The organism is Kocuria sp. ChxB (genome assembly GCF_044359605.1).
GTDB lineage: Bacteria > Actinomycetota > Actinomycetes > Actinomycetales > Micrococcaceae > Kocuria > Kocuria rhizophila.
Window position 1 is genome coordinate 810,277 of the sequence record NZ_CP121123.1, and the last position, 26,239, is coordinate 836,515.

Annotated in this window: 23 protein-coding genes; 9 read left to right on the forward strand and 14 right to left on the reverse strand. The window is 69.9% G+C overall.

The window, feature by feature from the left end:
* Nucleotides 1-208: 208 nt before the first annotated feature.
* Genes gatB through gatC form a run of 3 tightly spaced genes read right to left on the reverse strand, consistent with a single transcriptional unit; the run spans nucleotide 209 to nucleotide 3,614 of the window.
* Entirely contained in the window at nucleotides 209-1,714 is a 1,506-nt protein-coding gene (gene gatB, locus P8S73_RS03480; RefSeq protein WP_102613190.1) for an Asp-tRNA(Asn)/Glu-tRNA(Gln) amidotransferase subunit GatB, read from the reverse strand.
* On the reverse strand, nucleotides 1,714-3,315 hold the full coding sequence (gatA, locus tag P8S73_RS03485; RefSeq protein WP_223246051.1) for an Asp-tRNA(Asn)/Glu-tRNA(Gln) amidotransferase subunit GatA: 1,602 nt from the start codon (nucleotides 3,313-3,315) through the stop codon (nucleotides 1,714-1,716). Before gatA ends, gatB begins: the two co-directional genes overlap by 1 nt.
* A gap of 2 nt (nucleotides 3,316-3,317) precedes the next feature.
* The gene (gatC, locus tag P8S73_RS03490) at nucleotides 3,318-3,614 is read right to left on the reverse strand and encodes an Asp-tRNA(Asn)/Glu-tRNA(Gln) amidotransferase subunit GatC (RefSeq protein ID WP_019309493.1); all 297 of its coding nucleotides are present in this window, start codon (nucleotides 3,612-3,614) and stop codon (nucleotides 3,318-3,320) included.
* A 97-nt stretch (nucleotides 3,615-3,711) separates the two neighbouring features.
* On the opposite strand from gatC, the gene P8S73_RS03495 reads away from it, so the two are divergent.
* Both P8S73_RS03495 and P8S73_RS03500 read left to right on the forward strand, forming a co-directional pair.
* Nucleotides 3,712-4,260, forward strand: a complete 549-nt coding sequence (locus P8S73_RS03495) for a hypothetical protein (protein ID WP_223246052.1) — start codon at nucleotides 3,712-3,714, stop codon at nucleotides 4,258-4,260.
* 113 nt (nucleotides 4,261-4,373) lie between these two features.
* Entirely contained in the window at nucleotides 4,374-5,513 is a 1,140-nt protein-coding gene (locus tag P8S73_RS03500; protein ID WP_102613192.1) for a calcium:proton antiporter, read from the forward strand.
* A gap of 22 nt (nucleotides 5,514-5,535) precedes the next feature.
* Here P8S73_RS03500 and P8S73_RS03505 read toward each other — a convergent pair whose 3' ends face one another.
* Nucleotides 5,536-6,234: a maleylpyruvate isomerase family mycothiol-dependent enzyme gene (locus P8S73_RS03505; protein ID WP_102613193.1), complete on the reverse strand. Its 699-nt coding sequence runs from the start codon at nucleotides 6,232-6,234 to the stop codon at nucleotides 5,536-5,538.
* Nucleotides 6,235-6,395: 161 nt separating this feature from the next.
* Entirely contained in the window at nucleotides 6,396-8,528 is a 2,133-nt protein-coding gene (locus tag P8S73_RS03510; RefSeq protein WP_223246053.1) for an ABC transporter ATP-binding protein, read from the reverse strand.
* Between the two features lie 71 nt (nucleotides 8,529-8,599).
* Here P8S73_RS03510 and P8S73_RS03515 point away from each other — a divergent pair, with 71 nt between their 5' ends.
* On the forward strand, nucleotides 8,600-9,232 hold the full coding sequence (locus P8S73_RS03515) for a PH domain-containing protein (protein ID WP_039101723.1): 633 nt from the start codon (nucleotides 8,600-8,602) through the stop codon (nucleotides 9,230-9,232).
* Nucleotides 9,233-9,243: 11 nt separating this feature from the next.
* On the opposite strand, the gene P8S73_RS03520 is transcribed toward P8S73_RS03515, so the two are convergent.
* The 3 genes from P8S73_RS03520 to P8S73_RS03530 all read right to left on the reverse strand — a co-directional run bounded on the left by P8S73_RS03520 (nucleotide 9,244) and on the right by P8S73_RS03530 (nucleotide 13,740).
* Nucleotides 9,244-10,317: an ABC transporter permease gene (locus tag P8S73_RS03520; RefSeq protein ID WP_039101722.1), complete on the reverse strand. Its 1,074-nt coding sequence runs from the start codon at nucleotides 10,315-10,317 to the stop codon at nucleotides 9,244-9,246.
* Nucleotides 10,314-11,849: an ABC transporter permease gene (locus P8S73_RS03525; RefSeq protein ID WP_019309500.1), complete on the reverse strand. Its 1,536-nt coding sequence runs from the start codon at nucleotides 11,847-11,849 to the stop codon at nucleotides 10,314-10,316. Before P8S73_RS03525 ends, P8S73_RS03520 begins: the two co-directional genes overlap by 4 nt.
* Nucleotides 11,850-11,958: 109 nt before the next feature.
* Nucleotides 11,959-13,740, reverse strand: coding sequence for an ABC transporter family substrate-binding protein (locus tag P8S73_RS03530; protein ID WP_039101721.1), 1,782 nt, complete (start codon nucleotides 13,738-13,740; stop codon nucleotides 11,959-11,961).
* A gap of 271 nt (nucleotides 13,741-14,011) precedes the next feature.
* On the opposite strand from P8S73_RS03530, the gene P8S73_RS03535 reads away from it, so the two are divergent.
* Complete coding sequence (locus P8S73_RS03535; protein ID WP_039101720.1) at nucleotides 14,012-14,620, forward strand: lipopolysaccharide assembly LapA domain-containing protein; 609 nt, start codon at nucleotides 14,012-14,014, stop codon at nucleotides 14,618-14,620.
* Between the two features lie 224 nt (nucleotides 14,621-14,844).
* Nucleotides 14,845-17,058, forward strand: a complete 2,214-nt coding sequence (locus P8S73_RS03540; protein ID WP_039101719.1) for an NADP-dependent isocitrate dehydrogenase — start codon at nucleotides 14,845-14,847, stop codon at nucleotides 17,056-17,058.
* A gap of 84 nt (nucleotides 17,059-17,142) precedes the next feature.
* Here the strand turns inward: P8S73_RS03540 and tpx are convergent, their stop codons facing one another.
* Nucleotides 17,143-17,640, reverse strand: a complete 498-nt coding sequence (gene tpx / locus P8S73_RS03545) for a thiol peroxidase (protein ID WP_102613196.1) — start codon at nucleotides 17,638-17,640, stop codon at nucleotides 17,143-17,145.
* A gap of 139 nt (nucleotides 17,641-17,779) precedes the next feature.
* On the opposite strand from tpx, the gene P8S73_RS03550 reads away from it, so the two are divergent.
* Both P8S73_RS03550 and P8S73_RS03555 read left to right on the forward strand, forming a co-directional pair.
* Entirely contained in the window at nucleotides 17,780-18,766 is a 987-nt protein-coding gene (locus tag P8S73_RS03550; protein WP_102613197.1) for a malate dehydrogenase, read from the forward strand.
* 317 nt (nucleotides 18,767-19,083) lie between these two features.
* Nucleotides 19,084-19,641 (forward strand): GNAT family N-acetyltransferase, encoded by a 558-nt coding sequence (locus P8S73_RS03555; RefSeq protein WP_396350509.1) that lies wholly within the window; start codon nucleotides 19,084-19,086, stop codon nucleotides 19,639-19,641.
* A 363-nt stretch (nucleotides 19,642-20,004) separates the two neighbouring features.
* Here P8S73_RS03555 and P8S73_RS03560 read toward each other — a convergent pair whose 3' ends face one another.
* The 5 genes from P8S73_RS03560 to P8S73_RS03580 form a co-directional block, all read right to left on the reverse strand.
* Nucleotides 20,005-20,523: an O-acetyl-ADP-ribose deacetylase gene (locus tag P8S73_RS03560; protein WP_102613199.1), complete on the reverse strand. Its 519-nt coding sequence runs from the start codon at nucleotides 20,521-20,523 to the stop codon at nucleotides 20,005-20,007.
* Nucleotides 20,524-20,573: 50 nt separating this feature from the next.
* A complete protein-coding gene (locus tag P8S73_RS03565) occupies nucleotides 20,574-20,960 on the reverse strand; it encodes a YchJ family protein (protein WP_102613200.1) in 387 nt (128 codons plus the stop codon).
* A gap of 184 nt (nucleotides 20,961-21,144) precedes the next feature.
* On the reverse strand, nucleotides 21,145-21,993 hold the full coding sequence (locus P8S73_RS03570; protein ID WP_396350510.1) for a uracil-DNA glycosylase: 849 nt from the start codon (nucleotides 21,991-21,993) through the stop codon (nucleotides 21,145-21,147).
* A gap of 93 nt (nucleotides 21,994-22,086) precedes the next feature.
* A complete protein-coding gene (locus P8S73_RS03575; protein ID WP_396350511.1) occupies nucleotides 22,087-22,761 on the reverse strand; it encodes an MOSC domain-containing protein in 675 nt (224 codons plus the stop codon).
* A gap of 68 nt (nucleotides 22,762-22,829) precedes the next feature.
* The gene (locus P8S73_RS03580; RefSeq protein ID WP_396350512.1) at nucleotides 22,830-23,720 is read right to left on the reverse strand and encodes a rhodanese-related sulfurtransferase; all 891 of its coding nucleotides are present in this window, start codon (nucleotides 23,718-23,720) and stop codon (nucleotides 22,830-22,832) included.
* A gap of 150 nt (nucleotides 23,721-23,870) precedes the next feature.
* Here P8S73_RS03580 and P8S73_RS03585 point away from each other — a divergent pair, with 150 nt between their 5' ends.
* Together P8S73_RS03585 and P8S73_RS03590 are read left to right on the forward strand one after the other, a co-directional pair.
* Nucleotides 23,871-24,950 carry an acyltransferase family protein gene (locus P8S73_RS03585; RefSeq protein ID WP_396350513.1) on the forward strand — a complete coding sequence of 360 codons (1,080 nt, stop codon included), beginning with the start codon at nucleotides 23,871-23,873 and terminating at the stop codon, nucleotides 24,948-24,950.
* Nucleotides 24,947-26,026 carry an acyltransferase family protein gene (locus tag P8S73_RS03590; protein WP_396350514.1) on the forward strand — a complete coding sequence of 360 codons (1,080 nt, stop codon included), beginning with the start codon at nucleotides 24,947-24,949 and terminating at the stop codon, nucleotides 26,024-26,026. Before P8S73_RS03585 ends, P8S73_RS03590 begins: the two co-directional genes overlap by 4 nt.
* Nucleotides 26,027-26,239 lie beyond the last annotated feature (213 nt).

Below are 26,239 nucleotides of genomic sequence, written 5' to 3' on the forward strand. Positions count from 1 at the left end.
GGGCACCCTGGGCCCCGTCGGGCGGTGTCCGGGCCCCACCAGCACCCGCTGGTTCGCTGGCCATGCACCTTTGGGTCCGCCCCCGAGCACTGCACACCATCGGCGCGGTCCCCGCCGGTCGGCAGGGGATGCGTGGCGCTCGCGAGACCGCAACGGCCCGGCCCCCCGTTCGGGGAGCCGGGCCGTTGCCGACAGAAGCGCGAGGGCGTCAGCCCTGCACGCCCAGCTTCTCCAGGATGATCTGCCGCACGCGAGCCGCATCCGCCTGACCGCGCGTGGCCTTCATGACGGGGCCGATCAGGGCGCCCACGGCCTGCACCTTGCCGCCCTTGATCTTCTCCACGACGTCCGGCATCTGGGCCATGGCGTCGTCCACGGCCGTGGAGAGCGCGCCGTCGTCGGAGACGACCGCGAGACCGCGGGCCTCGACGATCTCCGCCGGGGTGCCCTCACCCTCGACCACGAAGCCCAGGACCTTCTTGGCGAGCTTGTCGTTGATCTTGCCCTCGGAGATCAGCCCGTCCAGCTCCACCACGTGCTCCGCGGTCACGGGCAGCTCCGCGATCTCGACCTCGCGCTGCTTGGCGAGGCGGGCGATCTCGCCCATCCACCACTTGCGCGCGGTGGCCGGCGAGGCGCCCGCGGCAATCGTGCGCTCGATCTCGTCCAGCACGCCGGCGTTCACGACGTCCCGGAACTCCTCGTCCGAGTAGCCCCAGTCCGCCTTGAGCCGCTTGCGGCGCTCGGCGGGGGGCTCGGGCAGCGTGGCCCGGATCTCCTCGATCCACTCCGCGGTGGTCACTACGGGCACGAGGTCCGGCTCGGGGAAGTAGCGGTAGTCGTCCGCGTCCGACTTGGGGCGGCCCGCCGTGGTGGAGCGGGTGTCCTCGTGCCAGAAGCGGGTCTCCTGCGTGACCTTCTCCCCGGCGGAGAGCACCGCGGCGTGGCGCTGGATCTCGTAGCGCACGGTGCGCTCGACGGCGCGCAGCGAGTTCACGTTCTTGGTCTCCGAGCGCGTGCCGAACTGCGTGGCGCCCTTGGGCATCAGGGACACGTTCGCATCGCAGCGCACGTTGCCGCGCTCCATGCGGGCGTCCGAGATGCCCAGGTTCTTCACGATCTCGCGGATGGCCGCCACGTAGGCGCGCGCCAGCTCGGGAGCCCGCTCCCCCGCCCCCACGATGGGCTTGGTGACGATCTCGATGAGCGGCACACCCGCCCGGTTGTAGTCCACCAGGGAGTACTGCGCGTTCTGGATGCGCCCGGCGTCACCGCCCATGTGGGTGAGCTTCCCGGCGTCCTCCTCCATGTGCGCGCGCTCGATCTCCACACGGAACTCGGTGCCGTCCTCCAGCTCCAGGTCCAGGTGCCCGTCGAACGCGATGGGCTCGTCGAACTGCGAGGTCTGGAAGTTCTTGGGCGTGTCCGGGTAGAAGTAGTTCTTCCGGGCGAAGTGGCACTTGTCCGCGATCGAGCAGTTCAGCGCGAGCCCCAGCTTGATCGCGGACTCCACGGCCTTGCCGTTGACCACGGGCAGCACACCCGGCAGCCCCAGGGACACCGGGGTGACGTTGGTGTTGGGCTCGTCCCCGAACACGTTGGGCGCGGCGTCGAACATCTTGGTCTTCGTGTTCAGTTCCACGTGCACCTCGAACCCCAGCACGGGGTCGAAGCGCTCGAGGGCCTCCTCGAAGGACAGCACGTCCTGGCTCATCACTTGCCTCCCTGCGCGGCGGTGGCCGCAAAGTCACGAACGGTCCCGGCCACGTCCCCGCGGTGCTGCCACAGCGGGCCGCCCCACTGCTCGGCGAGCAGCCGCTCCAGCCCGGCTCCGGCGCGGTACACGCGGGCGTCCTCGCGGGCCGGTGCCATGAACTGGATGCCCACGGGCAGCCCGTCCTCGGGTGCCAGTCCACCGGGCAGCGAGATCGCGGGGATGCCCGCCAGGTTGGTGGGGATCGTGGCGATGTCGTTGAGGTACATCTGCATGGGGTCCGCGGACTCGTCCACGCCGCCGATGTCGAACGCGGTGGTGGGGGCGGTGGGCGAGATCAGCACGTCGGCCTTCTCGAACGCCGCGGCGAAGTCACGCTGCACGAGCGTGCGCACCTGCTGGGCGGAGCCGTAGTAGGCGTCGTAGTACCCGGCGGACAGGGCGTACGTGCCCAGGATGATGCGGCGCTTGACCTCGTCCCCGAAGCCCGCGGCGCGCGAGGCGCCCATGACCTTCTCGATGGTCGGGGTGCCCTCGGGCGTGACCCGCAGACCGAAGCGGACGCCGTCGTACTTGGCCAGGTTGGAGGAGACCTCGGAGGACATGATCAGGTAGTAGGCGCCCAGCGCGTACTGGAAGTTGGGGGTCTCCACCTCCACGATCTCCGCACCGGCCGCGCGCAGCAGCTCGAGGGACTCCTCGAAGCGCTGCTGCACACCGGCCTGGAAGCCCTCTCCGGTGAGCTGCTTGACCACGCCCACGCGCAGGCCCTTGAGCCCGCCGTCCGCGGCGCCGGCCCGCGCGGCCTGTGCGTAGCCGCCCACGGGATCCGTGAGGGAGGTGGAGTCCGCGGGGTCGTGGCCACCCACGACCTCGTGCAGCAGGGCGGCGTCGAGCACCGTGCGCGAGCACGGGCCCACCTGGTCCAGCGAGGACGCCATGGCGATCACGCCGTAGCGGGACACCGAGCCGTAGGTGGGCTTCACGCCCACGGTGCCGGTCACGGCCGCGGGCTGGCGGATGGAGCCGCCGGTGTCCGTGCCCAGGGCCAGCGGGGCCTGGAACGCGGAGACCGCCGCGGCCGAGCCGCCGCCGGAGCCGCCGGGGATCTTGGTGAGGTCCCACGGGTTGCGGGTGGGACCGAACGCGGAGTGCTCCGTGGAGGAGCCCATGGCGAACTCGTCCAGGTTGGTCTTGCCCAGGATGGGCATCCGCGCCGCGCGCAGCTTGCGGGTCACGGTGCCGTCGTAGGGGCTCATGAAGCCCTCGAGCATCCGGGACGCCGCCGTGGTGGGCTGGCCCTTGGTGACGATGAGGTCCTTGACCGCGACCGGCACACCGGCCAGCTCGGGCAGTTCCTCGCCCCGGGCGCGGGCCTCGTCCACCTCGCGGGCGACGCGCAGCGCCTCCTCGGTGTTGCGGTGCAGGAAGGCGTTCAGCCCGTCCGTGCCGCGCGAGCGGTCGGAGGCGTCCAGCGCCGCGCCGTCCGTGGCCTCGATCTGGTCCAGGTGCGCCTGCACGGCGTCCACGGAGGAGACCTCGCCGGCAGCGAGCCTGCCCGCCAGCTCAGCGGCGGAGAGTTCGATGATCTGCTCGCTCATGCTCACTCACCGTCCAGGATCGCGGGAACACGGAACTTGCCGTCCTGGCCGTCCGGGGCGTTCAGGAGGGCCTCCTCCTGGGTGAGCGTCTGCCCCACCACGTCCTCGCGGAAGACGTTCTGCAGCGGCAGGGGGTGGCTCGTGGCGGGGACGTCGGGTCCGGCGGCCTGGCTGACGGAGGCCACGGACGAGACGATGAGTTCGAGTTCCCCGGCCACCCGGGCCAGTTCCTCGTCCGTCATCTCGATCCGTGCAAGCTCCGCCAGGTGCGCCACCTGTTCGCGATCGATCGCAGACATGCATGCTCCTGGGATTGGCTTCAGCGGTTCCGATCCAGTCTAGCGAGCGCCTACCCTGGACTGAGCACACCCCTGTCTTCCGAAGGAGTCCTCCTCCGTGGCCCAGTCCTCCGCACACTCTTCACGACGCCGCTCCACGCCGTCCCGGGGCACGTCCCGGATGACCAAGGCGGAGGCCGCCCGCGCCCGGGCCGATCACGACAACGCCTGGCGGCAGTGGGTCTCGGACTCCGCCGTGGAGTCGGTGGACACCGCGCTGAGCCACGTGCAGGCGGTCGTGGAGGACCAGGTCTCCCAGTTCGGCGGGTTCCCGGCCTTCCTGGTCACGGGCGGCAAGGACGGCGAGTTCGAGCTCGACTCCGTGGACCCCGAGGGCCTGTCTCCCGAGGAGATCCTGGACTCCCTGCGGGCCACCGCCCGGGAGAAGGCCCCGACCACTCTGGTGGCCGCACTGGCCTACCCGGCCACCCTCCCCGACCGCTCCGGCGCCTCGGCCGTGATCGCCGAGGTCGAGCACCGCGAGCGCCTGAGCCTGGAAGTCGTGCAGGAGTACAAGGCCGTGGAGGCCAAGGGCCGCACGTTCGTGAACTTCGACGACCCCCACACGGACCGCGCCGAGCCCTGGCTGTTCGGCGTGCGCGACTGAGCGCACTCGCACGCCGGGACACGGGACGACCCGTACCCCGCACTGTCTGACACCACCTGGGGACGACCCCGCGACCGGGCCCGCCCACGCGGGCCCGAGGAACGAGGTCCCTCGTGAAGACCACCCTGCACCACGTCCTGGCTCCCACGGCCATTGCGCGCCTGCTCACCGGGTGGGGCGCCGTCCTGGTCCTGCAGCTCGTCGGGGACCTCCTGACCCCGCCCGTCCCCGCCGGGCGGCTGGTCACCGCTCTCGTGCTGATCGTGGGCGTGATCCTCGTGGCCGCCGGCGGCGTGGTCCACCAGGCCGAGCGGCTCGCGGACCGGCTGGGTGACCCGTACGGCTCCCTGGTGCTCACCCTGTCGATCGTGGTGATCGAAGTGGTGCTGATCTGCGCGGTCATGCTCGGCCCCGGCGAGCACGCCACGATCGCCCGGGACTCCGTCATGGCCGTGTCCATGATCATCCTGAACCTCGTGATCGGCGTGTGCCTGCTGGTGGGAGGACTGCGGCACGGCCACCTGGAGCACCACCGCGCGGGGGTCTCCGTCTACCTGAGCCTGCTCACGGTGCTGGGCGCGCTCGCCTTCGCGCTGCCCGCGGCCATCGGCACGGACGGTGCCTACCGCACCTGGCAGGAGATCCCGGTGGTCGCGCTCACCGTCGGGACCTACGCGTTCTTCCTGGTCCGCCAGACCGGCGCGCAGGCGGCGGACTTCACGGAGGTGGACCCCCGTTTCCGCTCGGAGCCGGTCCCGGCTGCGCGGGAGACGGACCGCACGGGCTCCGACACGGGGCCGCGCGGCGAGGTGGCCGTGCGGCTCGTGCTCCTGGTGGCGACCGCCCTGCCGGTGGTGCTGCTCTCGCACGAGATGGCCGCCCTGCTCGACGACGGTCTGGGCCGGCTGGGTGCCCCGCCCGCCCTGGCCGGGGTGCTGATCGCCGCCATCGTGTTCCTGCCCGAGTCCATCACCTCGGTGCGCGCGGCGCGGGCCGGTCAGATGCAGCGGGTCAGCAACCTGTGCCACGGGGCGCTGGTCTCCACCCTGGGGCTGACGATCCCGGCGGTGCTCGTCATCGGCCTGCTCACGGGCCAGCCCGTGGTGCTCGCCGAGAGTCCCGTGAACCTCATGCTGCTGGGGCTCAGCCTGCTGCTCTCCGCCCTCACGTTCGCAGCACCCCGGGTCACGGCCGTGCACGGGGCGGCCCACCTGGTGCTGTTCTCGGTCTACGTGCTCACGCTGTTCTCCTGAGCGGACCCGGTCCGGGGACGGTTCACCACTCGGGCAGCTCCGGGAGCGGTCCCTCGGAGGAGACACCCTGCGCGTCGCCGCGGGCCAGCCACATGACCATGCCCACCCGGTCACCGGTCACGAGCTGACCGCCGTCACCGAGGATCCACTCGTCGTGCTCGGTGGTGCGCAGCGTCATGCCCGGTGCGCCCTTGGCGCGCATGGCACGGACCGCGCCCTCCAGGGCGTTGAGCTGGGACTCGGGCTCCGCCTGCGCCACGGTCCACCCGGTGTTCAGGTCCTGGTGGTGCAGCACGAGCTCCGAGATCCACACGGTGGGAATCCCCACGGAGGGAACGGTCTTGCCGTTGAGGTCCAGCTCTTCCACCTCGAGGGGGTCCCTGAGCCGCTCGCACTGCTCGGCCAGGTACTGGCTGTTCTCCACGAAGGTCCGCAGCAGCTGCTCCGGGGGCAGCTGCGCGAGCTCGTCGGTCTCGCGGTTGCGCTCGTCCCGCGACGAGTAGATGGGCTTGGGCTCTCCCGAGGTGGCCCAGTCCACCAGGTTCACGAGGGCCCGGGAGTTGGAGGCCAGGTGGGCGACCACGTGCGCCCGGTCCCAGTCCTCGCACGCGGACGGGCCGCGCAGCTGCTCGGGCGAGAGCGCCTGCGCGGACGCCAGGAAGGAGTCCCGCTCGCGGAGCAGGCGGTCGAGGACGGCGGTCAGACGTGTGGTGTCAGTCATGCTGGGCAGTCTAGGTGCCGCGGCAGGGAGCCGCGTGGGTGTCCTGGCGCGGTGCACACTGGGCCCCCGCCGGGCCGGCCGAGCAGGCAGGCAGGGCCACGGCACGACGCGGCCCGGTCCACCCCTGGGGGCACGGACCGGGCCGCGGGAACCTGCGGTGCTCAGGACACGTGGTGTGCCATCTGCTGCCGCAGCTCGCGGCGCACACGCTGCGCCTCGGGCGAGGGCACCGGGACGGCCGCGAGCAGCCGCTTGGTGTACTCCTGCTCCGGGTGGCGCAGCACGGCCTCACGCGAGCCCTGCTCCACGATGTGCCCGTGCTGCATGACCACGATCCGATTGGCCAGCCGGTCGATGACCGCGAGGTCGTGGGTCACGAACAGGCACGCGAAGCCCATCTCCGCCTGCAGCTCCTCGAAGAGGTCCAGCACCGTGGCCTGCACGGACACGTCCAGCGCGGACGTGGGCTCGTCCGCCACGAGCAGCTTGGGCTTGAGGGACAGGGCCCGGGCGATGCCCACGCGCTGCTTCTGACCGCCCGAGAGCTCGTGGGGGTAGCGGTTGCGGTAGTTGCGCGGCAGGCGCACCTGGTCCAGCAGCTGCTCGATCCTGGTCTGCAGCTGCGCACCCTTGGCCACGCCGGCCAGGTACATGGGCTCGCCGATGGACTCGCCGATGGGCAGGCGCGGGTTCAGGGACGAGGACGGGTCCTGGAACACCATGCCCACGTCCTTGCGCACCTTGTTGAGGGTCGAGCGCGACGCACCGGCCAGCTCCACGCCGTCCACGATCAGCGAGCCCTCGACCACGGGCAGCAGCCCCACGGCCGCGCGGCCGATCGTGGTCTTGCCCGAACCGGACTCGCCCACCAGCCCCACGGTCTCACCCGAGGCCACGGTGATGCTCACGCCTTCCACCGCGCGGAACGCAGGGTTGCGCCCCTGCTTGGGGTACTCGATGGCCACGTCCTTGAGCTGCAGCACCGGGGCGACCACCCGCTGCGCGAGGGTGTCCATGGAAGCTTCCTCCGCGGTGCTGCGGTCCACGATGGTGGGGGACGCAATGGACTGCTCGAGCACGGCCGCCAGGTCCACGGACTCGTCCGACTCGCCGCCCTCGCCCAGGTGCGGCACCGACTCGAGCAGGGAGATCGTGTAGGGGTGCTGGGGGGAGCTGAAGATCTGCTCCGCCGAGCCCTGCTCCACGATCACGCCCTTCTGCATCACGGCGATCTTGTCCGCGAGGTCCGCCACCACGCCCATGTCGTGGGTGATGAGGATGACCGCGGAGTCCAGCTGGTCCTTGAGGTTGCGGATGAGGTCCAGGATCTCGGCCTGCACGGTCACGTCCAGGGCGGTGGTGGGCTCGTCCGCGATCAGCAGCTTGGGATCGCAGGACAGCGACTGCGCGATCATCGCGCGCTGGCGCTGACCGCCCGAGAGCTGGTGCGGGTAGGAGCGGAAGGCCTTCTCCGGATCCGGCAGCTCCACCATGGTCAGCATCTGCATCGCGCGCTCGGTGGCCTCCGACGGCGAGAGGTCCCGGTGCAGCCGGATGGTCTCCACGATCTGCTGCCCCACCGTGTACACGGGGTTCAGCGCGGTCATGGGCTCCTGGAAGATCACGGCGATCTCCTCGCCGCGCACACGCCGCAGCCCGCTGCCACGCAGTCCGATCAGCTCCGTGCCACCGAGCTTCGCGGAGCCGCTCACGCGGGCGTTGGAGGGCAGCAGCCCGAGCATGGACATCGAGCTCGCGGACTTTCCGGAGCCGGACTCGCCCACGATCGCGAGCACCTCGCCTGCGGCCACGTCGTACGTGAGGTCGACCGCCGCGGGAACCCATTCACGGTCCACGCCGAAGTCCACGGACAGACCGCGCACGCTCAGCACGGGCTCACCGCGCGCCACGGTCGTCCTCGACCTGCTCCGCCGCGTTCCGGGCTCGCTGCGCTGGGCACGCCGGCCCCGCTTCTTCTCGGCACCCGCCGCAGTCGCACCGGCCACGACCGCGCTCTGCCCCGTGACAGGGGCGGCGTCCGGGGACGCCACACGGCCGTCCCCGGCCTGCGCATCGTTCCAGGGTGCGTTGTGCTGTGCCGCGGTGACGTCACCGGGCGTGGACTCGGCGCCACCGGGCGTGGACTCGGCGCCACCGGTGGACGACGCCGCCGGGCCGGCCTGCGCGCCCGCGGTCCGGGCGTCGTCGTGCCCGGAGGCCGCAGGGTTCTCGGGGGTGCCGTGCGGCTCGGGAGTGCCCTCGGGGATGCCGTCGGGCTGGTGCGAGGTGCTCATCGTGTGTGCTCCATCGTGTCGAGAACTGGGCGCGCGGCCGTGGCTCGCGCGCATTGCCTAGCATGGTGGCCATGCCTGAAAGCGACGGACCCGCCCCTGACCACGAGACCTTCCGCGCGTCGTCGACGCCGTGGCTGACGGGATTCCTGGTGGTCCTGGGAGTCCTGGTGCTCGTGGGCGGCTGGGGCCACACCGCCGCCCAGCACGCGGGAGCGGTGTGCGGTGGTCTCGCGCTGGTGGCGCTCGCCCACGCCCTGTACTGGCGACCCCGGCTGGAGGTCCACGAGAGCGGGGTGCGGCTGGTCAACCCCGCGCGCACCGTGGGCATCCCGTGGGCGCGCATCGTGGACGTGCGCACCCGGTTCGCGGTGACCGTGGTGACGGACCAGGGCTCGTACTCCAGCTTCGCGCTGCCCTCCGCCGGTGCTGGGGCGGCGTTCCGCTCCGACGCCGACGCCGTGAACCGCAACCACCCCATCGCCCGCCCCGAGGGGGCGGTGCGCGTGGGTGACCTGACGTCCACCGCGTCCGGTGCGGCGGCCCACCGCGTCCGCATCCAGTGGCAGCGCCGCGTGGACTCCGGCGAGCTGGACGTCTTCACCCGGCAGGGCGAGCCCGAGCCGGTGACCACCCACCTCGTACCAGGCCCGCTCGCGGCGGTCGTGGTGCTGACCGCCGCGAGCGTGGTCCTGTACTCGGTGTGAGCGCACGCGGGTCACTGCGCCGCCTGCGGTGACGCCGCGGGAGCTGCGCCGCGGGCCGCACCCGTCTCACGGGCCCGCTTGGGGTTGAACTTGCGCTGGCGCGGGTCGAAGGCGTCACGCAGACCGTCACCGATGAAGTTGATGGTCAGCGCGATGGCCACGATGAACACACCCGGCCACCAGAACAGCCACGGCCGGGTGGCGAACGCCGTCTGGTTCTCGTTGATCAGCCGGCCCAGGGACCAGTCCGGGGCCTGGATGCCCAGGCCCAGGTAGGACAGCGAGGTCTCCAGCAGGATCGCCGAGGACATCAGCAGCGTGATGTTCACGGTGATCACGCCCACGGTGTTGGGCAGGATGTGCTTGAAGATGATCCGGCCGCTTGAGGCCCCCGCGAGGCGGGCGGCGTCCACGAACTCGCGCTCGCGCAGGGACAGGAACTCGCCGCGCACCAGGCGGGCAAGGCCCGGCCACGCCGCCAGGCCGATCAGCAGACCCAGCGCGATGACCGTGGCGAAGGACGGCAGGCCGTGGGCGCGGACCCAGGAGATGGCCATGCGGCCCAGCAGGGCGGCCATGATGACCAGCGGGATGATGATGATGACGTCCGTCAGGCGCATCAGCACGGCCTCGACCCAGCCGCGGAAGTACCCGGCCAGGCCGCCGATCACGGTGCCCACGATGCCGGTGATGAGGCCCACCACGAGCATCACGATGAGCGAGTACTGCGTGCCCTGCATGACCATGGCGAAGAGGTCGCGGCCCAGGTTGTCCTGACCGAAGGGGTGGTCCCCCATGCTCGGAGGCAGCAGGCTCAGGGTGGGCTCGCCGCCGTCCACCACGGGCCCCGTGGTGTCCGGGTCCCACTTCCACCAGCCCGGGATGGGACCGATGCCGATGGACGTGACGGACAGCAGCACGATGAACAGCAGGACCACCAGTGAGATGACCGCGCCGGTGTTGCCGAAGAAGCGTCCGCGCACCAGCTGACCCTGGCTCTTGCCGCGCACGTCCTGGGGCTTCTGACCCGCCTCGGGATGCTGCTCCACGGTCTGCGGGATGTCGATGGGTTGGGGCTGGCTCATGATTTCACCCTCACGCGCGGGTCGAGTACGGAGTACACCAGGTCGGCAATCAGGTTGAAGACCATGGCGACGATGCCGGTGACGAGGAAGACGCCCATCACCGGGTTGGGATCCACGTTGCGCACCGCATGGACGAACAGCTGCCCCATGCCGGTGAACGCGAACACGGTTTCCGTGATGATCGCGCCGCCGATCAGACCGCCGATGTCGAAGGCCACCAGGGTGGCCAGCGGGATCAGCGCGTTGCGGAAGGCGTGGCGCATGACCACGGTGCGCTCGGACAGACCCTTGGCACGTGCCGTGCGGATGTAGTCCTGGCCCATGATCTCGAGCATCGAGGCCCGGGAGTACCGGGAGTAGGAGGCCAGCGCCAGCAGCGTCAGACAGATGGTGGGCAGCAGCAGGTGGGTGAACCGGTCCAGTCCGGTGGTCCAGAAGTCACCGGTGAAGCCCGGGGTGGCCGAGTTGGCCGTGGCGATCGGACGGCCGCGGATGTGGCTCGAGTTCACGTAGTCCGGCCAGGACTGCATGAACCGGTCCAGGACGATCAGCAGCGCCACGAAGAAGCCGGTGACACCGGCCACCCGAGCGCCCTGGCCGCGGTCGTAGCCACCGGCCAGGAAGCCGGCTCCCACACCCACGCCGATCATCACCACGGTGAGGAGCAGCACGGTCAGCAGCCCGCCGTCCGCGAACAGGTACTGCACCGGGAAGTAGATGATCAGGCCCACCACCACGGTGCCCAGTGCCGCGTAGAGGGCGCGCTTGTTGCGCAGCCCCGAGATCAGCACGGTGGCGATCACCGCCACCAGGATGCCCGTGAGGGCGATCAGCGGGATGCCCAGGAACGGGTGGTTGAGCCAGTTGGTGGCCAGCACGAAGTAGATGATCCCGAAGGTCACCGCGAACCCGAGCAGGCCCATGAGCAGGCGGGTGCGCATCTGCCCGAACGAGACGAGGAACCAGATGGCTCCCGCCACGAGCGATATCAGCGCGATCGTGCCCATGGACATCACGGGGTCCTGCAGGAAGTCGTTGAACTGGATGGCCACGATCTCCTTGAGCAGCACCGCGAGCCAGAAGCTCGGCAGTGAGAAGCACAGGAAGGTGAAGAACGTGATGCCGTAGTCCAGCCCGGAGTACTGGCGCAGGGCGGAGACGATGCCCAGGGTGATGCCCACCACGATGGCCAGGATGGTGCCCACCGTGACCAGCATGATGGTCTGGGTCATGGCGAAGGCCAGCAGGTCCGTGACCTCCTGGCCGTCCCGGCTCACGCCCAGGGAGCAGGTGTCCGCGAAGGGCACCAGGCACCCGGCCGCGCCGCCGAGCCACGTGAAGTAGCGCAGCACGGGCGGGGTGTCCAGGTTCAGGGCCTCCACGCGCGCGGGGATCAGCTGCTGGGCGTTGGGGTTGCCGTAGAGGTCCCACAGGGGATCTCCGGACGCCGCTGTCATGAGGTACACGATGAACGATGCGCCCAGCAGGATGAGGACGGCGGTGACGAGCCGTCTGAGAATGTAAGAAATCATGTCGCAGCCTCTGTACGAGTGGTGGTCACGACACTGCGCGGGCGCAGCAGATCCGCGCCCGCGCAGTGCTCATGAGGGGAGTGCCTCGGTCAACAGGAGCTCGGCAGTCCTACTTGCGGCTCCACTCGGAGACGTTCCAGAACACACCGGTCTGGTTGGGCTGGTAGGTGTCCACGCCGGCGATCTTGTCCGAGGTGGCCACGTAGCCCACGGACTGGAACAGCGGCAGACCGTACCCGTCCTCGAAGGTGTGCTTGTCGATGTCCACGATCTGGTCCACGCGCGAGTTCTCGTCCAGGTTCGTGCGGGCCTCGTCCACGAGCTTGTCGACGTCCTTGTTCGAGTACTTGGTGTAGTTGCCACCGCCGCCGGTCTTGAAGATCTGCGAGAGCATCTCGGTGCCCACGCCCGGGGAGACCCAGCCGAACAGGGAGGCGTCGTAGTCGCCGTCCGCGAGCTTCTCGGACCAGTTGGGGTCGCCCATGTCCGAGACCTTGAAGCCGGCCTTCTCTGCGGACTCCTTGATGAGCTGGAAGGTGTCCACGCGCTGGGGGTTCTGGTTGTTGTAGAGGATCCGCACGGTGGGCGTCTTGCCGCCGAGCAGCTCCTTGGCGCCCTCGATGTCCACGTCCCCGTACATGGACTCGGCCTCGTTCTTCTCCACGGCCTTGCCGTACTCGTCCTTCTGGCTGGACACGTACATCTGGGAGTTCAGCACGGAGGCGTCGTCCTTGACCGGCTTGATGAGCTGGTCCACGATCTGCTGGCGCGGAATCGTCTTCAGGAACGCCTCGCGCACCTTCTGGTCCTTGAACACGTCCGAGCCGAAGTTCAGGTCCAGGTGGTCGTACGCGAGCTGGTCGCCCTTCTGCACGTTCACGTTCTCGATCTGCTGGACCTGGTCCAGGGTGTCCTTGTTGACGTTGCCCGGCTGCATGATGTCCACTTCGCCGTTGCGCAGCGCCTGGATCTGGGCGGTGGGATCGGAAATGGTGCGCACCGTGATCTCGTCCAGCTTGCCGGGCATCTCGCCCGTGTAGTTCTCGTTCTTCTTCACCGTGACGGAGTTGTTCTCCACGATGTTCTCGATCTTGAACGGGCCGCTGGAGACCAGGAGGTCCTTGTCGTCCGGCATGGAAGTGAAGTTGAAGGCGGTGTCCCAGGCCTTGCCGATCTTCTCCAGCTCCGGCTGCTTCTGGGGCTTCTTGGGATCGCCCTTCTTCTGGTTCTCGAGCACCTTGAGCAGCTCGTCCTCGGTCATGCCGGCCTTCTTGGCGACCACGTGGGCGGGCTCGGTCACGCCTCCGAAGCCGATCTCCCAGTCCGCGTTGGGCTTGCCCCACGTGAGGGTCATCTTCTTGCCGTCCTCGGAGAACGTGGGCATCTCGGTGGTGCCCAGGATGTCCGTGGAGCCGGCGATCGAGAAGTAGTCCTTGCCGGTCTTGCCGTCCTCGCTGGAGTCGTTGGCGTAGCCGGAGAGCATGCTCCACTCGAGCAGCAGGTCCGCCTTGTCGATCTTGTTGCCGTCCGACCACTGCGGGTCCTTGAGCTCGTACTCCACCGTGAGCGGGTCGTCCGAGATCTTCTTGTAGGTGCCGAAGCCCTCGTTGGGCTGGATCTTCTGCTCCGTGTCCACGGTGTAGAAGCCCTCGCGGGTCATCTGGGCGATCTTGTTGTTGATGTCCAGGTTGGTCTTGGTGTAGCTCGGGTTGGCGCCGGAGAACGCGTTGGTCTCCGCGACGGTCACGACGCCGCCCTCCTGGCCTGCCGCGCTGCTCTCACCGCCGCCCTGGTCCCCGCCGCCGCCCACGCTGGCGCAGCCGGTCAGGGTGAGTGCTGCGATCGCCGCGACGGAGACGGCGGCCTTGCCCTTGAAGGTGTACTTGCCCATGTCGTTTCCTCCTGATGTGGTGCCCATGGAATGTGCGTTGCACCCTCGGAAGTGGTCACCCCGAGCCGTGACTGGCGTCACCGTTGATTGTGGTGCGTCTCACAATGAACGAAAGGTTACCCAGCGATAACCGATTCCGTGCGACATGTCAGCAGATTGCAAGCGTGTCGTGATTTTCCGGGCGTGTCGTGCCGCTCCGCCCCGCCCCTGTGCTCGGAGCGCACCTGGCCTACGCTGGACCCACCACCACGCGACCCCCGGGAGGCACCCAGTGAGCAACACCCCGCACGAACGTTCCGCCGCACCCCGCGTCACCGCCGACGACGCCGCTGCCGTCCCCGCCGGCGGCGGTCCCGTCCCCGGCGGGCTGCCTCCGCAGAGCCCCGGGCCGGTGCGCGGCGACCACGCGGACGGTGCCCTCGACCAGCATGCGGTCACGGGGTCCGGCGCACACCAGACGGGAACCGCGGGTGCCGCGCCCACGGGAGCCGGGCGGGCGGCGTCGCCCACCGGAGGCACCGCGCGTGGCGAGGAGACGGGCACGAGCGAGTACGCGGGCACCTACGACCCCGTGGTGGACCCCGCCCTGGACACCCCCGCCAAGCGCGGCGTCTCCGGGACGGTGTGGGCCGCGCTGATCGTGGGCGTGGTCGTGCTGATCCTGCTGCTGGTCTTCATCATCCAGAACAACGTGGCCACCCAGTTCGAGTTCCTCGCCTGGAGCTTCTCCCTGCCCCTGGGGGTGGCCATGCTGCTCTCGGCCATTGCGGGCGCGCTCATCATGGCGCTCGTGGGCTCCGTGCGGATGTTCACGCTGAGCCACCGGCTGCGCAAGCTCGAACGGGAGCGCGAGCGGATCAAGCACGCCCTGCAGGGCTGACCCCGCGCGGCGGCCACTGCCGACCACGGCGCACGGCGACCGACCCCCGGGGCGGTGCCGTGCGCCGTCGTCATCCCGGCGGCGGGCACCGCAGCGGCACGGCGGCGCCCGGCAGCGTGGGCCCGCCAGCCGATCACGGCCCGTCCCGGCAGGGTTTGCGGGGCCCCACTGCGGGTAGGCTGGAGGGCAGCCCCAGTGACCGTCGATGCAAGGAGTCATTGTCCATGCCCAAGATCATCTACACCGAGACCGACGAAGCGCCCATGCTGGCCACGTACTCGTTCAAGCCCATGGTCGAGGCGTTCGCGTCCACCGCCGGGGTGGAGGTCGAGACCCGGGACATCTCCCTGGCCGCCCGCATCCTCGCGCAGTTCCCCGACCGGCTCACGGACGAGCAGCGCGTCCCGGACACCCTCGCGGAGCTCGGTGAGCTCGCGAAGACCCCGGAAGCCAACATCGTGAAGCTTCCCAACATCTCCGCCTCCATCCCGCAGCTCAAGGCCACCATCAAGGAGCTGCAGGCGGACGGCTACGACCTGCCGGACTACCCGGAGGACGCCTCCTCGGACGAGGCCAAGGACATCCGTGCCCGCTACGACCGCGTCAAGGGCTCCGCCGTGAACCCCGTGCTGCGCGAGGGCAACTCGGACCGCCGGGCGCCCAAGGCCGTCAAGGAGTACGCCAAGAAGCACCCGCACACCATGGGCGCGTGGTCCAAGGACTCCAGGACCAACGTGGCCACCCTGGGCCACGACGACTTCCGCACCAACGAGCAGTCTGTGGTGATGCCGGCGGACGACACCCTCACCATCCAGCTGGTCGGCGACGGTAAAACCACCGTGCTGAAGCAGTCGGTGCCCGTGCTCGCCGGTGAGGTGGTGGACGCCACGTTCATGAGCGCCACCGCCCTGGACGAGTTCCTGAAGGCCCAGGTGGCCCGCGCCAAGGAGGAGGGCATCCTGTTCTCCGCCCACCTCAAGGCCACCATGATGAAGGTCTCGGACCCCATCATCTTCGGCCACGTGGTCAGCGCGTTCTTCCAGGACGTCATGGAGCGCTACGGCGCGGACCTGGCCAAGGCCGGGCTCTCCCCCAACGACGGACTGGCCGGGATCCTCTCGGGCCTGGACGCCCTCGAGAACGGCGCCGAGATCAAGGCCGCGTTCCAGGAGGCCATCGACAACGGCCCCGAGCTGGCCTACGTGAACTCGGACAAGGGCATCACCAACCTGCACGTGCCCTCGGACGTGATCGTGGACGCCTCCATGCCCGCCATGATCCGCACCTCCGGCCAGATGTGGGGCCGCGAGGGGGAGCAGAAGGACACCCTCGCCGTGCTGCCGGACTCCTCCTACGCCGGTGTGTACCAGACCGTGATCGACGACTGCCGCGAGAACGGCGCGTACGACCCCACCACCATGGGCACCGTGCCGAACGTGGGTCTCATGGCGCAGAAGGCCGAGGAGTACGGCTCCCACGACAAGACCTTCGAGATCACCGAGGCCGGTACCGTGCAGGTGGTCAACTCCGCCGGGGACGTGCTCATGTCCCACGACGTCCAGCCGGGTGACATCTGGCGTGCGTGCCAGGCCAAGGACGCCCCCATCAAGGACTGGGTGCAGCTGGCCGTGCGCCGCTCCCGCGAGTCCGGGATGCCCGCGGTGTTCTGGCTGGACGAGTCCCGCGCGCACGACCGCAACCTGATCGAGAAGGTGAACACGTACCTCGCGCAGGAGGACACCGACGGGCTGGACATCCGCGTCCTCTGCCCCGTGGAGGCCACCAAGTTCACCATCGAGCGCATCCGCCGCGGCGAGGACACCATCTCGGTGACCGGCAACGTGCTGCGTGACTACCTCACTGACCTGTTCCCCATCCTGGAACTGGGCACCTCCGCCAAGATGCTGTCGATCGTGCCGCTCATGAACGGCGGCGGCCTCTTCGAGACCGGTGCCGGTGGCTCCGCCCCCAAGCACGTGCAGCAGCTGCAGGCGGAGAACCACCTGCGCTGGGACTCCCTCGGTGAGTTCCTGGCGCTCGCGGCGTCCTTCGAGCACCTGGCCACGCGCTTCGACAACGCCAAGGCACAGGTCCTCGCGGACACCCTGGACCGGGCCACGGGCACGTTCCTGAACGAGAACAAGTCCCCGTCCCGCAAGGTCAACGAGCTGGACAACCGCGGTTCGCACTTCTACCTGGCCATGTACTGGGCCGAGGAGCTCGCCCAGCAGACCGAGGACGCCGAGCTGGCCCAGGCCTTCCAGCAGGTCGCCTCCGAGCTGCGCGCCAACGAGGAGACCATCAACGCCGAGCTGCTCGGCGTGCAGGGCTCCCCCGCGGACCTGGGCGGCTACTACTGGCCCAAGCCGGAGCTGGTCGCGGGCGTCATGCGCCCGTCCGCCACGCTGAACCGGATCGTGGACTCCCTCACGGCCTGATCCGCTCCGCACACGACGACGCCGCCGCGTCCCCTTCCCGGGGGCGCGGCGGCGTCGTTCGTCAGTCGGTGTGAAAGGCGCGGGTCAGGACAGGGCGGCCACGGCGGCGTCGTAGTCCGGCTCCTGCGAGATCTCCGGGACGAGCTGGCTGTGGACCACCTGACCGTTCTCGTCCACGACCACCACGGCGCGGGCGAGCAGACCCTGCAGCGGGCCGTCCTTCATGGTCACGCCGTAGTCCTCACCGAAGGACGAGCGGAACGCGGAGGCGGTGACCACGTTGTCCAGGCCCTCGGCGCCGCAGAAGCGCGCCTGGGCGAACGGGAGGTCCTTGGACACGCACAGCACGGTGGTGTTCTGCAGCTCGGACGCGCGCTGGTTGAACTCCCGCACGGACTGGGCGCACACGCCAGTGTCCAGGGACGGGAAGATGTTGAGCACCATGCGCTGGCCGGTGAACTCGTCCGAGGCCACGGGCCCCAGATCGGCGCCGACCAGGTCGAAGGAGCGGACGGACGTGCCCTCGGCGGGCAGCTCGCCCACGGTGTGCACGGGATTTCCTTGCATTGCGGTTTCAGCCATGACCCCATTCTGACCGGGCGCGGCACACGCCGACAGGAGCTTCCGCCGTGCGCTGAACAGGTGCGGTTGGTAGCCTCGGAGCCACCGCACCCCCGTGTGACGCACCACACAGGCGTCACCCGTTCCAGGAGGAAAACCCGTGAGCCTCACACCCGTCACCGTGGCCGTCACCGGAGCCGCCGGCCAGATCGGCTACAGCCTGCTCTTCCGGATCGCGCACGGAGACCTCCTGGGCCGTGAGCGCCCCGTCCGGCTGCGGCTGCTCGAGATCCCGTCCGCACTGCCCGCTCTGGAGGGCACGGTCATGGAGCTGCAGGACTGCGCGTTCCCGCTGCTCGCAGACGTGGAGATCGGCTCGGACCCCCGAAAGGTGTTCGACGGCGCCCAGCTGGCCCTGCTCGTCGGCGCCCGCCCGCGTGCGAAAGGCATGGAGCGGGGTGACCTCCTGGAGGCCAACGGCGCGATCTTCACCGAGCAGGGCAGGGCCCTGAACGACGTGGCGGACCACGACGTGCGCGTGGTGGTCACCGGCAACCCCGCCAACACCAACGCGCTGATCGCCCAGCGCAACGCCCCGGACATTCCCGCGTCCCGGTTCAGCGCGCTCACCCGGCTGGACCACAACCGGGCCGTGGCCATGCTCGCGGCGAAGACCGGGGCTGCGGTGAACGACGTCAAGCACCTGTCCGTGTGGGGCAACCACTCCGCCACGCAGTACCCGGACCTGGACCACGCCAGGGTGGCCGGTCGCCCGGCCCTGGACCTGGTCTCCCGCGAGTGGGTCGAGGACACGTTCATCCCCACGGTGGCCACGCGCGGTGCGGCGATCCTGGAAGCCCGCGGGGCGTCGTCGGCAGCATCTGCGGCGAATGCCACGATCGACCACGCCCGGGACCTGATGCTGGGCAACCACCGCGGAGACTGGACCTCGATGTCCGTGGTCTCGGACGGCTCCTACGGTGTGCCGGAGGGGCTGGTCAGCTCCTTCCCGGTGACCACGTCCGGTGGGGACTGGTCCATCGTGCAGGGCCTGGAGATCTCCGAGTTCTCGCGTGCGCGCATCGACGCCTCCGTGGCGGAGCTGGAGTCGGAGCGCGCCGCGGTGCAGAAACTGGGCCTGATCTGATTAGCCGCGCCGCCGGGGCCGCACCGCTCGTGGACGCCGCATCCTCCCAGGAAAAAGTGCAGATTGTGCCGAAACTGGGTCGAATTTGGGCACAAGCTGCACTTAAGCCTGTGTGGTGCGGGCGCGGGGGCCTTGCAGCAGTCCCCTACTGCTTCCCTCCGTCGTCCTCCCAGCGCAATAACTCCGCCAATGCTGATGTGGGCTCGCCCATCCGCATTTACTCCACACGAGAGCTGGTCGACCCGTTCATGACCGCCCACGCCACCATCTGTCCTGCATGATGTCGTGGACCGAGCAAGCCACCGGAGGGGTGCCAGGTGAGTGACCACAGCATGAAGCGCGCCGAGCAGCCAGAGCTGGAGCCGGAGCCCGATGAGATATTCATCCGGCCTGCGTGTCCAACGGACGACAGGATTCTGGCCCATATCGACCATGCCGGATGGTCTCCGCGCACCGATCCCGGTGAGCACTGGTGTGCCGACCGGCCGTTCTTCGGAGCGCCCACGGGAACCACGGTGCAGGACGTGCTGGTGGCCTGCCGGTCCGGGAGCATCGTGGGCTACATCAAGATTCGCCCCGAGTCGGGGCCGTTCGGCGACTGGTACATCGCCGGACTGGCGGTGGCTCCGGCAGCACGCAGAGAGGGAGTGGCTCGCCAGCTCGTGCGCAGTGCGATGGATCGGGCCGCACGGCACGACGGCCACCAGGTGTGGCTGAAGGTGCTGTCCACCAATGTCCCCGCCATCCGGCTGTACTTGTCCCTCGGCTTCGTGGAACTCTCAAGGACCCGAGGGAGCTTCAGGCAACGACCGGGCGCGGATGACCTGCGGCTCGCGCGGTCATTGCGGGGTCTTCCCACGGAATTCGTCGGTTGAGAATCCCGCTCCCTGCCCTGTAGAGCTGGCATCTCCTGAGTGGATATCCCCGCCCTTGTCAGGTGAGCTTCGCGCGCGAGATGTCCTGACGCTCGGTGCATTGCGGAACCCGGAGCGACACCTCCTTCGTCTCGGTCACCGGCGGGAATCGGCTCTGAAACGGAGGAGTCCACGGTACCGGCACCGCTCAGCCTTTCTTGCCGCCAGCGGCCCTAGAAAAAAGTGCAGATTCTGTCGAAACGGGGTCGAGTTTCGGCGAAAGCTGCACTTAATCCTGGGTGGTGCGGGCGTGAGGGTGTAGCGGCGGGTCAGTCGTGCCGCGGCGCGTCTGTTCCGCGCGGCGGGTCAGGCTCGCGCGGCGGGTCAGGCCTGTGCGGCGTCGAGGGCTGCTCGGAAGGCGGTTTCCGCGTCAGCCGAGAACGGCACGAAAACCACGGTCTCCACCTTCGTGTCCGTGTCCAGCACCGTGTTCACCGCGATCTGCGTGGCACTGTCCATGGGCCAGCCGTAGATGCCCGCGGAGATGGCGGGGAACGCCACGGACGTTGCGCCGATCTCGTCCGCCACGCGCAGCGACTCCCGGTAGCAGGACGCGAGGATGTCGCTCTTGTCCTTCGTCTTGGCGTAGACCGGGCCCACCGTGTGGATGACCCAGCGCGCGGGGAGGTCGTAGCCGTCCGTGGCCACGGCCTGACCCGCGGGCAGACCGTCCTTGAGCGTGGTCTCCCGCAGGTGCCGGCACTCCGCCAGCAGCTGCTTGCCCGCCGCCCGGTGGATCGCGCCGTCCACTCCCCCGCCGCCGAGCAGCTTGGAGTTGGCGGCGTTGACGATCGCGTCCGTCTCCACCGTGGTGATGTCGCCCTTGCGGATCTCGATGTTCATGGGCCAACCCTACTGCGCACGAGGACGGCTGCTCCCCGCCACGACGCCGCTCACTCGTACGCGGGGCCCACGTACATCCAGCGCTTCGCGCGCCTGGCGAACTCGGAGACCTCGTGCAGCTCCAGCGACCGCCCCTCGCTCACGTGGGCCGCGGTGAACTCCACGATCCCGTGCTCGTCCTCCGGCCCGCCGTCCACGGTGCTGTCCACCCGCAGACCCATCCACCGGGTCTCGGGGTCGATGGAGATCTCCGCCGGGCGGGTCAGAGGGTGCCACGTGCGGAACAGATGGTCCTTCGCACCCATGGCGTAGGCCGTGTACCGCGAGCGCATCAGCGCCTCAGCTGTCTCCGGCCACGTCTCGTTGCTCAGCGCAGGACCGCAGCACTCGTTCAGGGACGCACCGGCAGGCAGGCCACCGCAGGGACACACGTTCATGGTCCCCGAGAGTACCCCCACCCGCTTCCTGCGCAGAGCGACCGTTGCCGCCGGGCACGGACCGGCCGGCGGGGCATCCCACCGGGCAGTCGAGTTCCCGTGGTCGCGCCTCGGGCGGGTCCACACGCCGGAGCACGACCGCCCCGTCGGGGCCAGCGGTGGGCGACACCGGTGGGGCCCGTGCTCAGGCAGGCGGCGCGGCGGCCAGCGCCAGGGCGTCGTCGAGCATCTGCTCGGTGAGCAGGCCCGTGAAGGTGTTGCGCTGGCTCACGTGGTAGCAGCCCACGAGCCGCACGTCCCGGCCGTCGGAGGTGCGCAGGGGCACGACGACGCCGTGCCCGAACTTGGGGCGCGGCCGGGGCACCTCCCAGCCCATCCGCACGGCCGCGGCGAGCACCGTCTGCCACGCGATGCCGCCAAGGGCCAGGACGCCGCGGAGCTCGGTGAGCAGGGCGATCTCGCGGTCGAACCAGCCACCGCACGCCGCCTTCTCGTCGGGGGTGGGCTTGTTGGCGGGCGGGGCGCAGCGCACGGGGGCGACCATGCGGACCCCGTGCAGGGCCTGGCCGTCACCCGCGGTGCTCACGGTCTCGTGCTCGGCGAATCCGGCGCGGTGCAGCGCCGCGTAGATCCAGTCGCCCGCGCGGTCCCCGGTGAACATGCGCCCGGTGCGGTTGCCTCCGTTGGCGGCGGGGGCCAGCCCGATGATGGCGATGCGCGCCCGCGGGTCCCCGTAGGACGGCACGGGCCTGCCCCAGTACGGCTCGCCCGCAAAGGACGCGCGCTTGGTCTGCGCCACGTCCTCACGCCACTCCACGAGGCGCTCGCACGCACGGCACACGCTGGCCATCCCGTTGAGCTGGTCCACGTCCGAGGCAGTGGCCGCGAGCTCACGCACCGCGGCGGCGTCGTGGGCCACGGGGGCGTCCGCCGGTGCGGGGTCCTCCGGCCACCCCGAGCCGGGTGGGACCGGGGACGGGAACGGCTGCCCGGTGAGGGGGTGCGGCAGCTGGGATGCGTGGTCATGGCTCATGTGGCGTCATCCTCGGGATTCAGTGTCGTGACTCGGTGGTTGCTCACCGGGTTGCCGTCGCCTGCGGGCCCGGACGGCTGCGGCGTCGTGCGCTCACAGCAGACCGTCCTCCCCCAGCCGGCGCAGGATCTTGCGGCGCCACTGCTCCGGGAACTCGGGCGCGGACGCCAGACCGCGGTACGCCTCCCGGTCCGCGGGTCCGGCGGCCATGATGCGCACGACGTCGCCCACGGACACCGCGCCCGAGGGTCGGCTCACGAACTCGAACGTGTCCCCGGCGCCCACGTGGCCCTCGCGCAGGACCCGCAGGTAGAAGCCGGTGCGGGCGGTCCGCTCCATGTCCCGCGGCAGGTCCCAGTCCGACCAGCGGCGGGAAATGGTGTTGCAGGGGGTGCGCGGCTGGGTCACCTGGACCAGCGCGGTGCCCACCTGGAACGTGTCGCCCAGGAACACGCGGTCCTCCGTAGCGCCGCGCAGGGTGAGGTTCTCCGAGAACGCCCCGGGGCCGAGGTCCCGCCCCTCTGCACGCCACGCGTCGTAGTTCTCGGCCGCGTAGCAGCACACCGCCTTGTCCGGGCCGCCGTGGTTCTTCAGATCGCCCTGCTCGTCCCCGATGAACCCGGTGCCGCTCAGAAAAACCTTTCCGGCGCACGGTGACTTCTCCGCCGCAGTCTCCAGCTCCCGGCCGTCCCAACGATGACGGCGCACCTCGCCGGTGTGCAGGGCGGTCACCGCGGCGTCGGTGACGGTGGGCTGAGGGTTTTCCACGGTGGTCTCCTGCTCTCGAGGTGGGCGGCGCCGGACGCCGCCACGGGGTGTTGCGAGCGGCTGGTGGGTCAGACGGTCACGGGAACACAGTCCGTGCACCGGGTCCGGGCCGCGGTGTCCGTGCACGTCTCGCAGCACAGGAACAGCCGCCGGCACTGCTGGTTGGCGCAGTTCACGTACCGGGGTGTGGCCTCCCCGCACTGCACGCACCGCCCCAGGGACCTGGCCCCGGGAGAGAACTCCATGTGCCGGCGCTCGTCGAAGACGTAGAGGGACCCGTGCCACAGACCGCGGTCCCCGTAGGCCTCCCCGTAGCGCACGATCCCGCCGTCCAGCTGGTACACGTCCTGGAAGCCGCGGTTGCGCAGCAGCACGCTCAGCACCTCGCAGCGGATCCCACCGGTGCAGTACGTCACCAGGGCCTTGTCCTTGAGGTGGTCGTAGGCGCCGGAATCGAGTTCCCGCAGGAAGTCCCGCGTGGTCTCGGTGCGGGGCACGACGGCGCTGCGGAACCTCCCGATCTCCGCCTCCAGCTGGTTGCGGCCGTCGAAGAACACCACGTCCTCACCGCGTTGCTCCACGAGCTCGTGCACCTCGTGGGGCTTCAGGTGCGCGCCCCCACCCTCCACGCCGTTCTCCGAGACCCGGATGACGTCCGGGGCGTCGAAGGTCACGAGCTCCGGGCGGACCTTCACGCTCAGCCGCGGGAAGTCGTCCCCCGCGCCGTCGGACCACTTGACGTCCGCGTGCTTGAACGGGGCATACTCCTTGAGCCCGCGGACGTACGCCTTCACGTCCTGGATGTCCCCGCCCACGGTGGCGTTGATGCCCTGCTCCGAGACGATGATCCGGCCCTTGACCCCGGTGCGCCGCGCGAGGTTCAGCTGCCACAGCTTCACGGCCTCCGGGTCCGCCAGAGGGGTGAACACGTAGAACAGCACGATCTTGGGGAGGGACATGGGTCCAGCGTAGTAGGGGTCCTTGCGGCGGGCCGCGTGGTGTGCACCCCACGGACCCCACCGGGGCCGGCACGGGGAGGCGCGCGCACCATGTGCGCAACGCGGGGTGTTGTCTCCCATCTCGCCCACAGGCCCGGCTAGTCTTCGACCGTGTCCCCACCTCCCCCCGGTGCCCGAGCGCGCACCGTCCAGGCCCTCCCCCGTCCGGCACGGGCCACGCTCGGAGACGAGCTCGGAAACCACGACAACGCCCTGACCTTCGTCCGGCTGCTGCTCGCCGTCGTCGTGATCATCGTGCACGCCGCACCCCTCGGCGGGTTCCCCGACCTGCCGTGGCACTTCCTCAGCGGCACGGCGGTCGACGGATTCTTCGCCATCTCCGGGTTCTTCATCGCGGGATCACGCGTCCGGACCTCTCTGCCCGCGTTCGTGTGGCGGAGGCTGCTGCGGATCTTTCCCGCCTACTGGACCACGCTGGTGCTCACAGCCTTCGTCATCGCACCTGTGGCCGGGGCCGTGGATCACGAACGGTGGGACGGTGGCAGCGCGGTCAGCTACGTGGTGGACAACGCCGCCCTGCGCATCCACCAGTGGCACATCGACGACCTGCTGCGCAGCGTTCCCTATCCGGAGGCGTGGAACGGTTCACTGTGGTCTCTCGAGTTCGAGGGACTCGCCTACATCGCGGCCGGGCTCCTGCTCGGAGTGGCCGTGGTCCGCCGCCGGCCTCTCCCCTGGCTCGCCGCACTCCTGCTCGCGGTTCTCTGCCTGCAGGTGCTGGCCTTCGGGCCGCTGGACATCGGCTCCTCGCACTACCTCCTGGGTCTGCGCCTGGCCGGGTTCTTCCTGGCTGGCATGGTCCTGTGGGCCGCCCGCCACCACGTCCGCGTGACATGGTGGCTGGCCTTGCCGGCCATGGTCATCGTGTGTGCCGGTCGCTGGATGGCTGAGCCCTGGGGCTGGACCCTGACCGCTCTGCCGCTGGCGTACGCGGTGCTCTGGCTGGGATCGGTGCTCCCCCTCCGCATCGGCGCGCGCAACGACCTCTCCTACGGCGTCTACATCTACGCCTTCCCCCTGCAGCAGCTGCTGGTGGTCTCGGGTGCCACGTCGGTTCTCGGGTACTGGGGATACTGTGCGGTGTCCGTGGCGGTGACCCTGCCCGTCGCCTGGCTCTCGTGGACCCTGATCGAGAGGCCGGCGTTGAGCCTCAAGGGGCTGGTCCGGTGACGGCTCGTCCCCCCGGGGGTTCCACCCGCGGCGACCGGTCCACTGAGGGCTGCCAGCGCGCCACCCTGGGCTCCCGCCTGTCCTCGCACGCCAACGCCCTCAACGCCATCCGCCTCCTCCTGGCGGCCGCGGTGATCCTGGGTCACACGGTTCCCGTGGGCGGCTACCCGGAGAGCGCGTGGCAGAACGCGAGCGGCACCGCCGTGAACGGGTTCTTCGCGATCTCTGGGTACCTGATCGCGGGATCCCGGATGCGCCTGTCCCTGCGCGCGTTCCTGTGGCGCCGGGCCCTGCGCCTCTACCCCGCGTTCTGGGTGTCCCTGGCCATCACGGCCGCCGTGATCGCCCCGGTGAGCGCGCTCCTCAGCGGGGAGACGGTCGTACCGGGCAGCGCCCTGGCCTACGTGGTGGCCAATGCCACGCTCTACATCACGCAGTGGGACATCCAGCACCTGCTCACGGGTGTGCCGTACCCCGACGTCTGGAACGGCTCGCTGTGGACCCTCTGGTACGAGGCCGCCGCCTACATTGCCGCGGGGCTGCTCCTCACCCTCCCGTGGGCACGACGCCGCCCACTCGCCTGGATCTCGCTGGCGTTCGTCATCGTGTCGCTCCTGCAGTTTGCCACCTTCGACCCCGTGGACCTCAGTGCCACCAAGCTCTTCCAGGGGTTCCGCCTGGGCGGCTTCTTCCTGGCCGGCATGCTGCTGTGGGCCGCCCGCAACCGTGTCCCGCTGCGGTGGTGGCTGGCCGTCCCCTCACTCCTGCTGACGTACGCGTCCCAGACCTGGCCGGAACCGTTCGGGTGGTTCGCGGTGGCCATCCCGTTCGCCTACGGCCTGCTGTGGCTGGGCGCGGTGCTGCCCGTGCGCCTGGGTTCGGTCAACGACCTCTCCTACGGCACGTACATCTACGCGTTCCCCGTCCAGCAGCTGCTCGCCGTGGCAGGAGCCCACACCGTGCTGGGCTACTGGGGGTTCGCCACGGTGGCGCTGCTTGTCACCCTGGTCCTCGCGTGGCTCTCGTGGCATCTCGTGGAGAAGCCCACCCTGCGGCTCAAGTCCGCAGTGAGGTGACCACAGGGCCGCGTATCGAGACCGCACGACGCCGCACGGTCCGGCACCGCACCCAGGGCACCTCACCGTCGCGGCGCCTCCCTGCCACGGCCTGCCACCCGGGGTCGGAGTCACGGCGCGGCCCCGCGCACGGCACCTCCACCCCGGGAACGGGACCCAGCGGCGTCGTGCCCGGCCACCGGACCCGGCGAACGGTGTGCGGCATGTCGGAAG

Coding starts and splice junctions, on each gene's coding strand:
- P8S73_RS03515 (WP_039101723.1), top strand. CDS start 8,600: ATGCCTGAAAGCGACGGACCCGCCCCTGACCACGAGACCTTCCGCGCG.
- P8S73_RS03505 (WP_102613193.1), bottom strand. CDS start 6,234: ATGACTGACACCACACGTCTGACCGCCGTCCTCGACCGCCTGCTCCGC.
- P8S73_RS03525 (WP_019309500.1), bottom strand. CDS start 11,849: ATGATTTCTTACATTCTCAGACGGCTCGTCACCGCCGTCCTCATCCTG.
- P8S73_RS03565 (WP_102613200.1), bottom strand. CDS start 20,960: ATGAACGTGTGTCCCTGCGGTGGCCTGCCTGCCGGTGCGTCCCTGAAC.
- gatC (WP_019309493.1), bottom strand. CDS start 3,614: ATGTCTGCGATCGATCGCGAACAGGTGGCGCACCTGGCGGAGCTTGCA.
- gatA (WP_223246051.1), bottom strand. CDS start 3,315: ATGAGCGAGCAGATCATCGAACTCTCCGCCGCTGAGCTGGCGGGCAGG.
- P8S73_RS03560 (WP_102613199.1), bottom strand. CDS start 20,523: ATGAACATCGAGATCCGCAAGGGCGACATCACCACGGTGGAGACGGAC.
- P8S73_RS03530 (WP_039101721.1), bottom strand. CDS start 13,740: ATGGGCAAGTACACCTTCAAGGGCAAGGCCGCCGTCTCCGTCGCGGCG.
- P8S73_RS03570 (WP_396350510.1), bottom strand. CDS start 21,993: ATGAGCCATGACCACGCATCCCAGCTGCCGCACCCCCTCACCGGGCAG.
- P8S73_RS03510 (WP_223246053.1), bottom strand. CDS start 8,528: ATGAGCACCTCGCACCAGCCCGACGGCATCCCCGAGGGCACTCCCGAG.
- tpx (WP_102613196.1), bottom strand. CDS start 17,640: ATGGCTGAAACCGCAATGCAAGGAAATCCCGTGCACACCGTGGGCGAG.
- P8S73_RS03520 (WP_039101722.1), bottom strand. CDS start 10,317: ATGAGCCAGCCCCAACCCATCGACATCCCGCAGACCGTGGAGCAGCAT.
- gatB (WP_102613190.1), bottom strand. CDS start 1,714: ATGAGCCAGGACGTGCTGTCCTTCGAGGAGGCCCTCGAGCGCTTCGAC.
- P8S73_RS03580 (WP_396350512.1), bottom strand. CDS start 23,720: ATGTCCCTCCCCAAGATCGTGCTGTTCTACGTGTTCACCCCTCTGGCG.
- P8S73_RS03540 (WP_039101719.1), top strand. CDS start 14,845: ATGCCCAAGATCATCTACACCGAGACCGACGAAGCGCCCATGCTGGCC.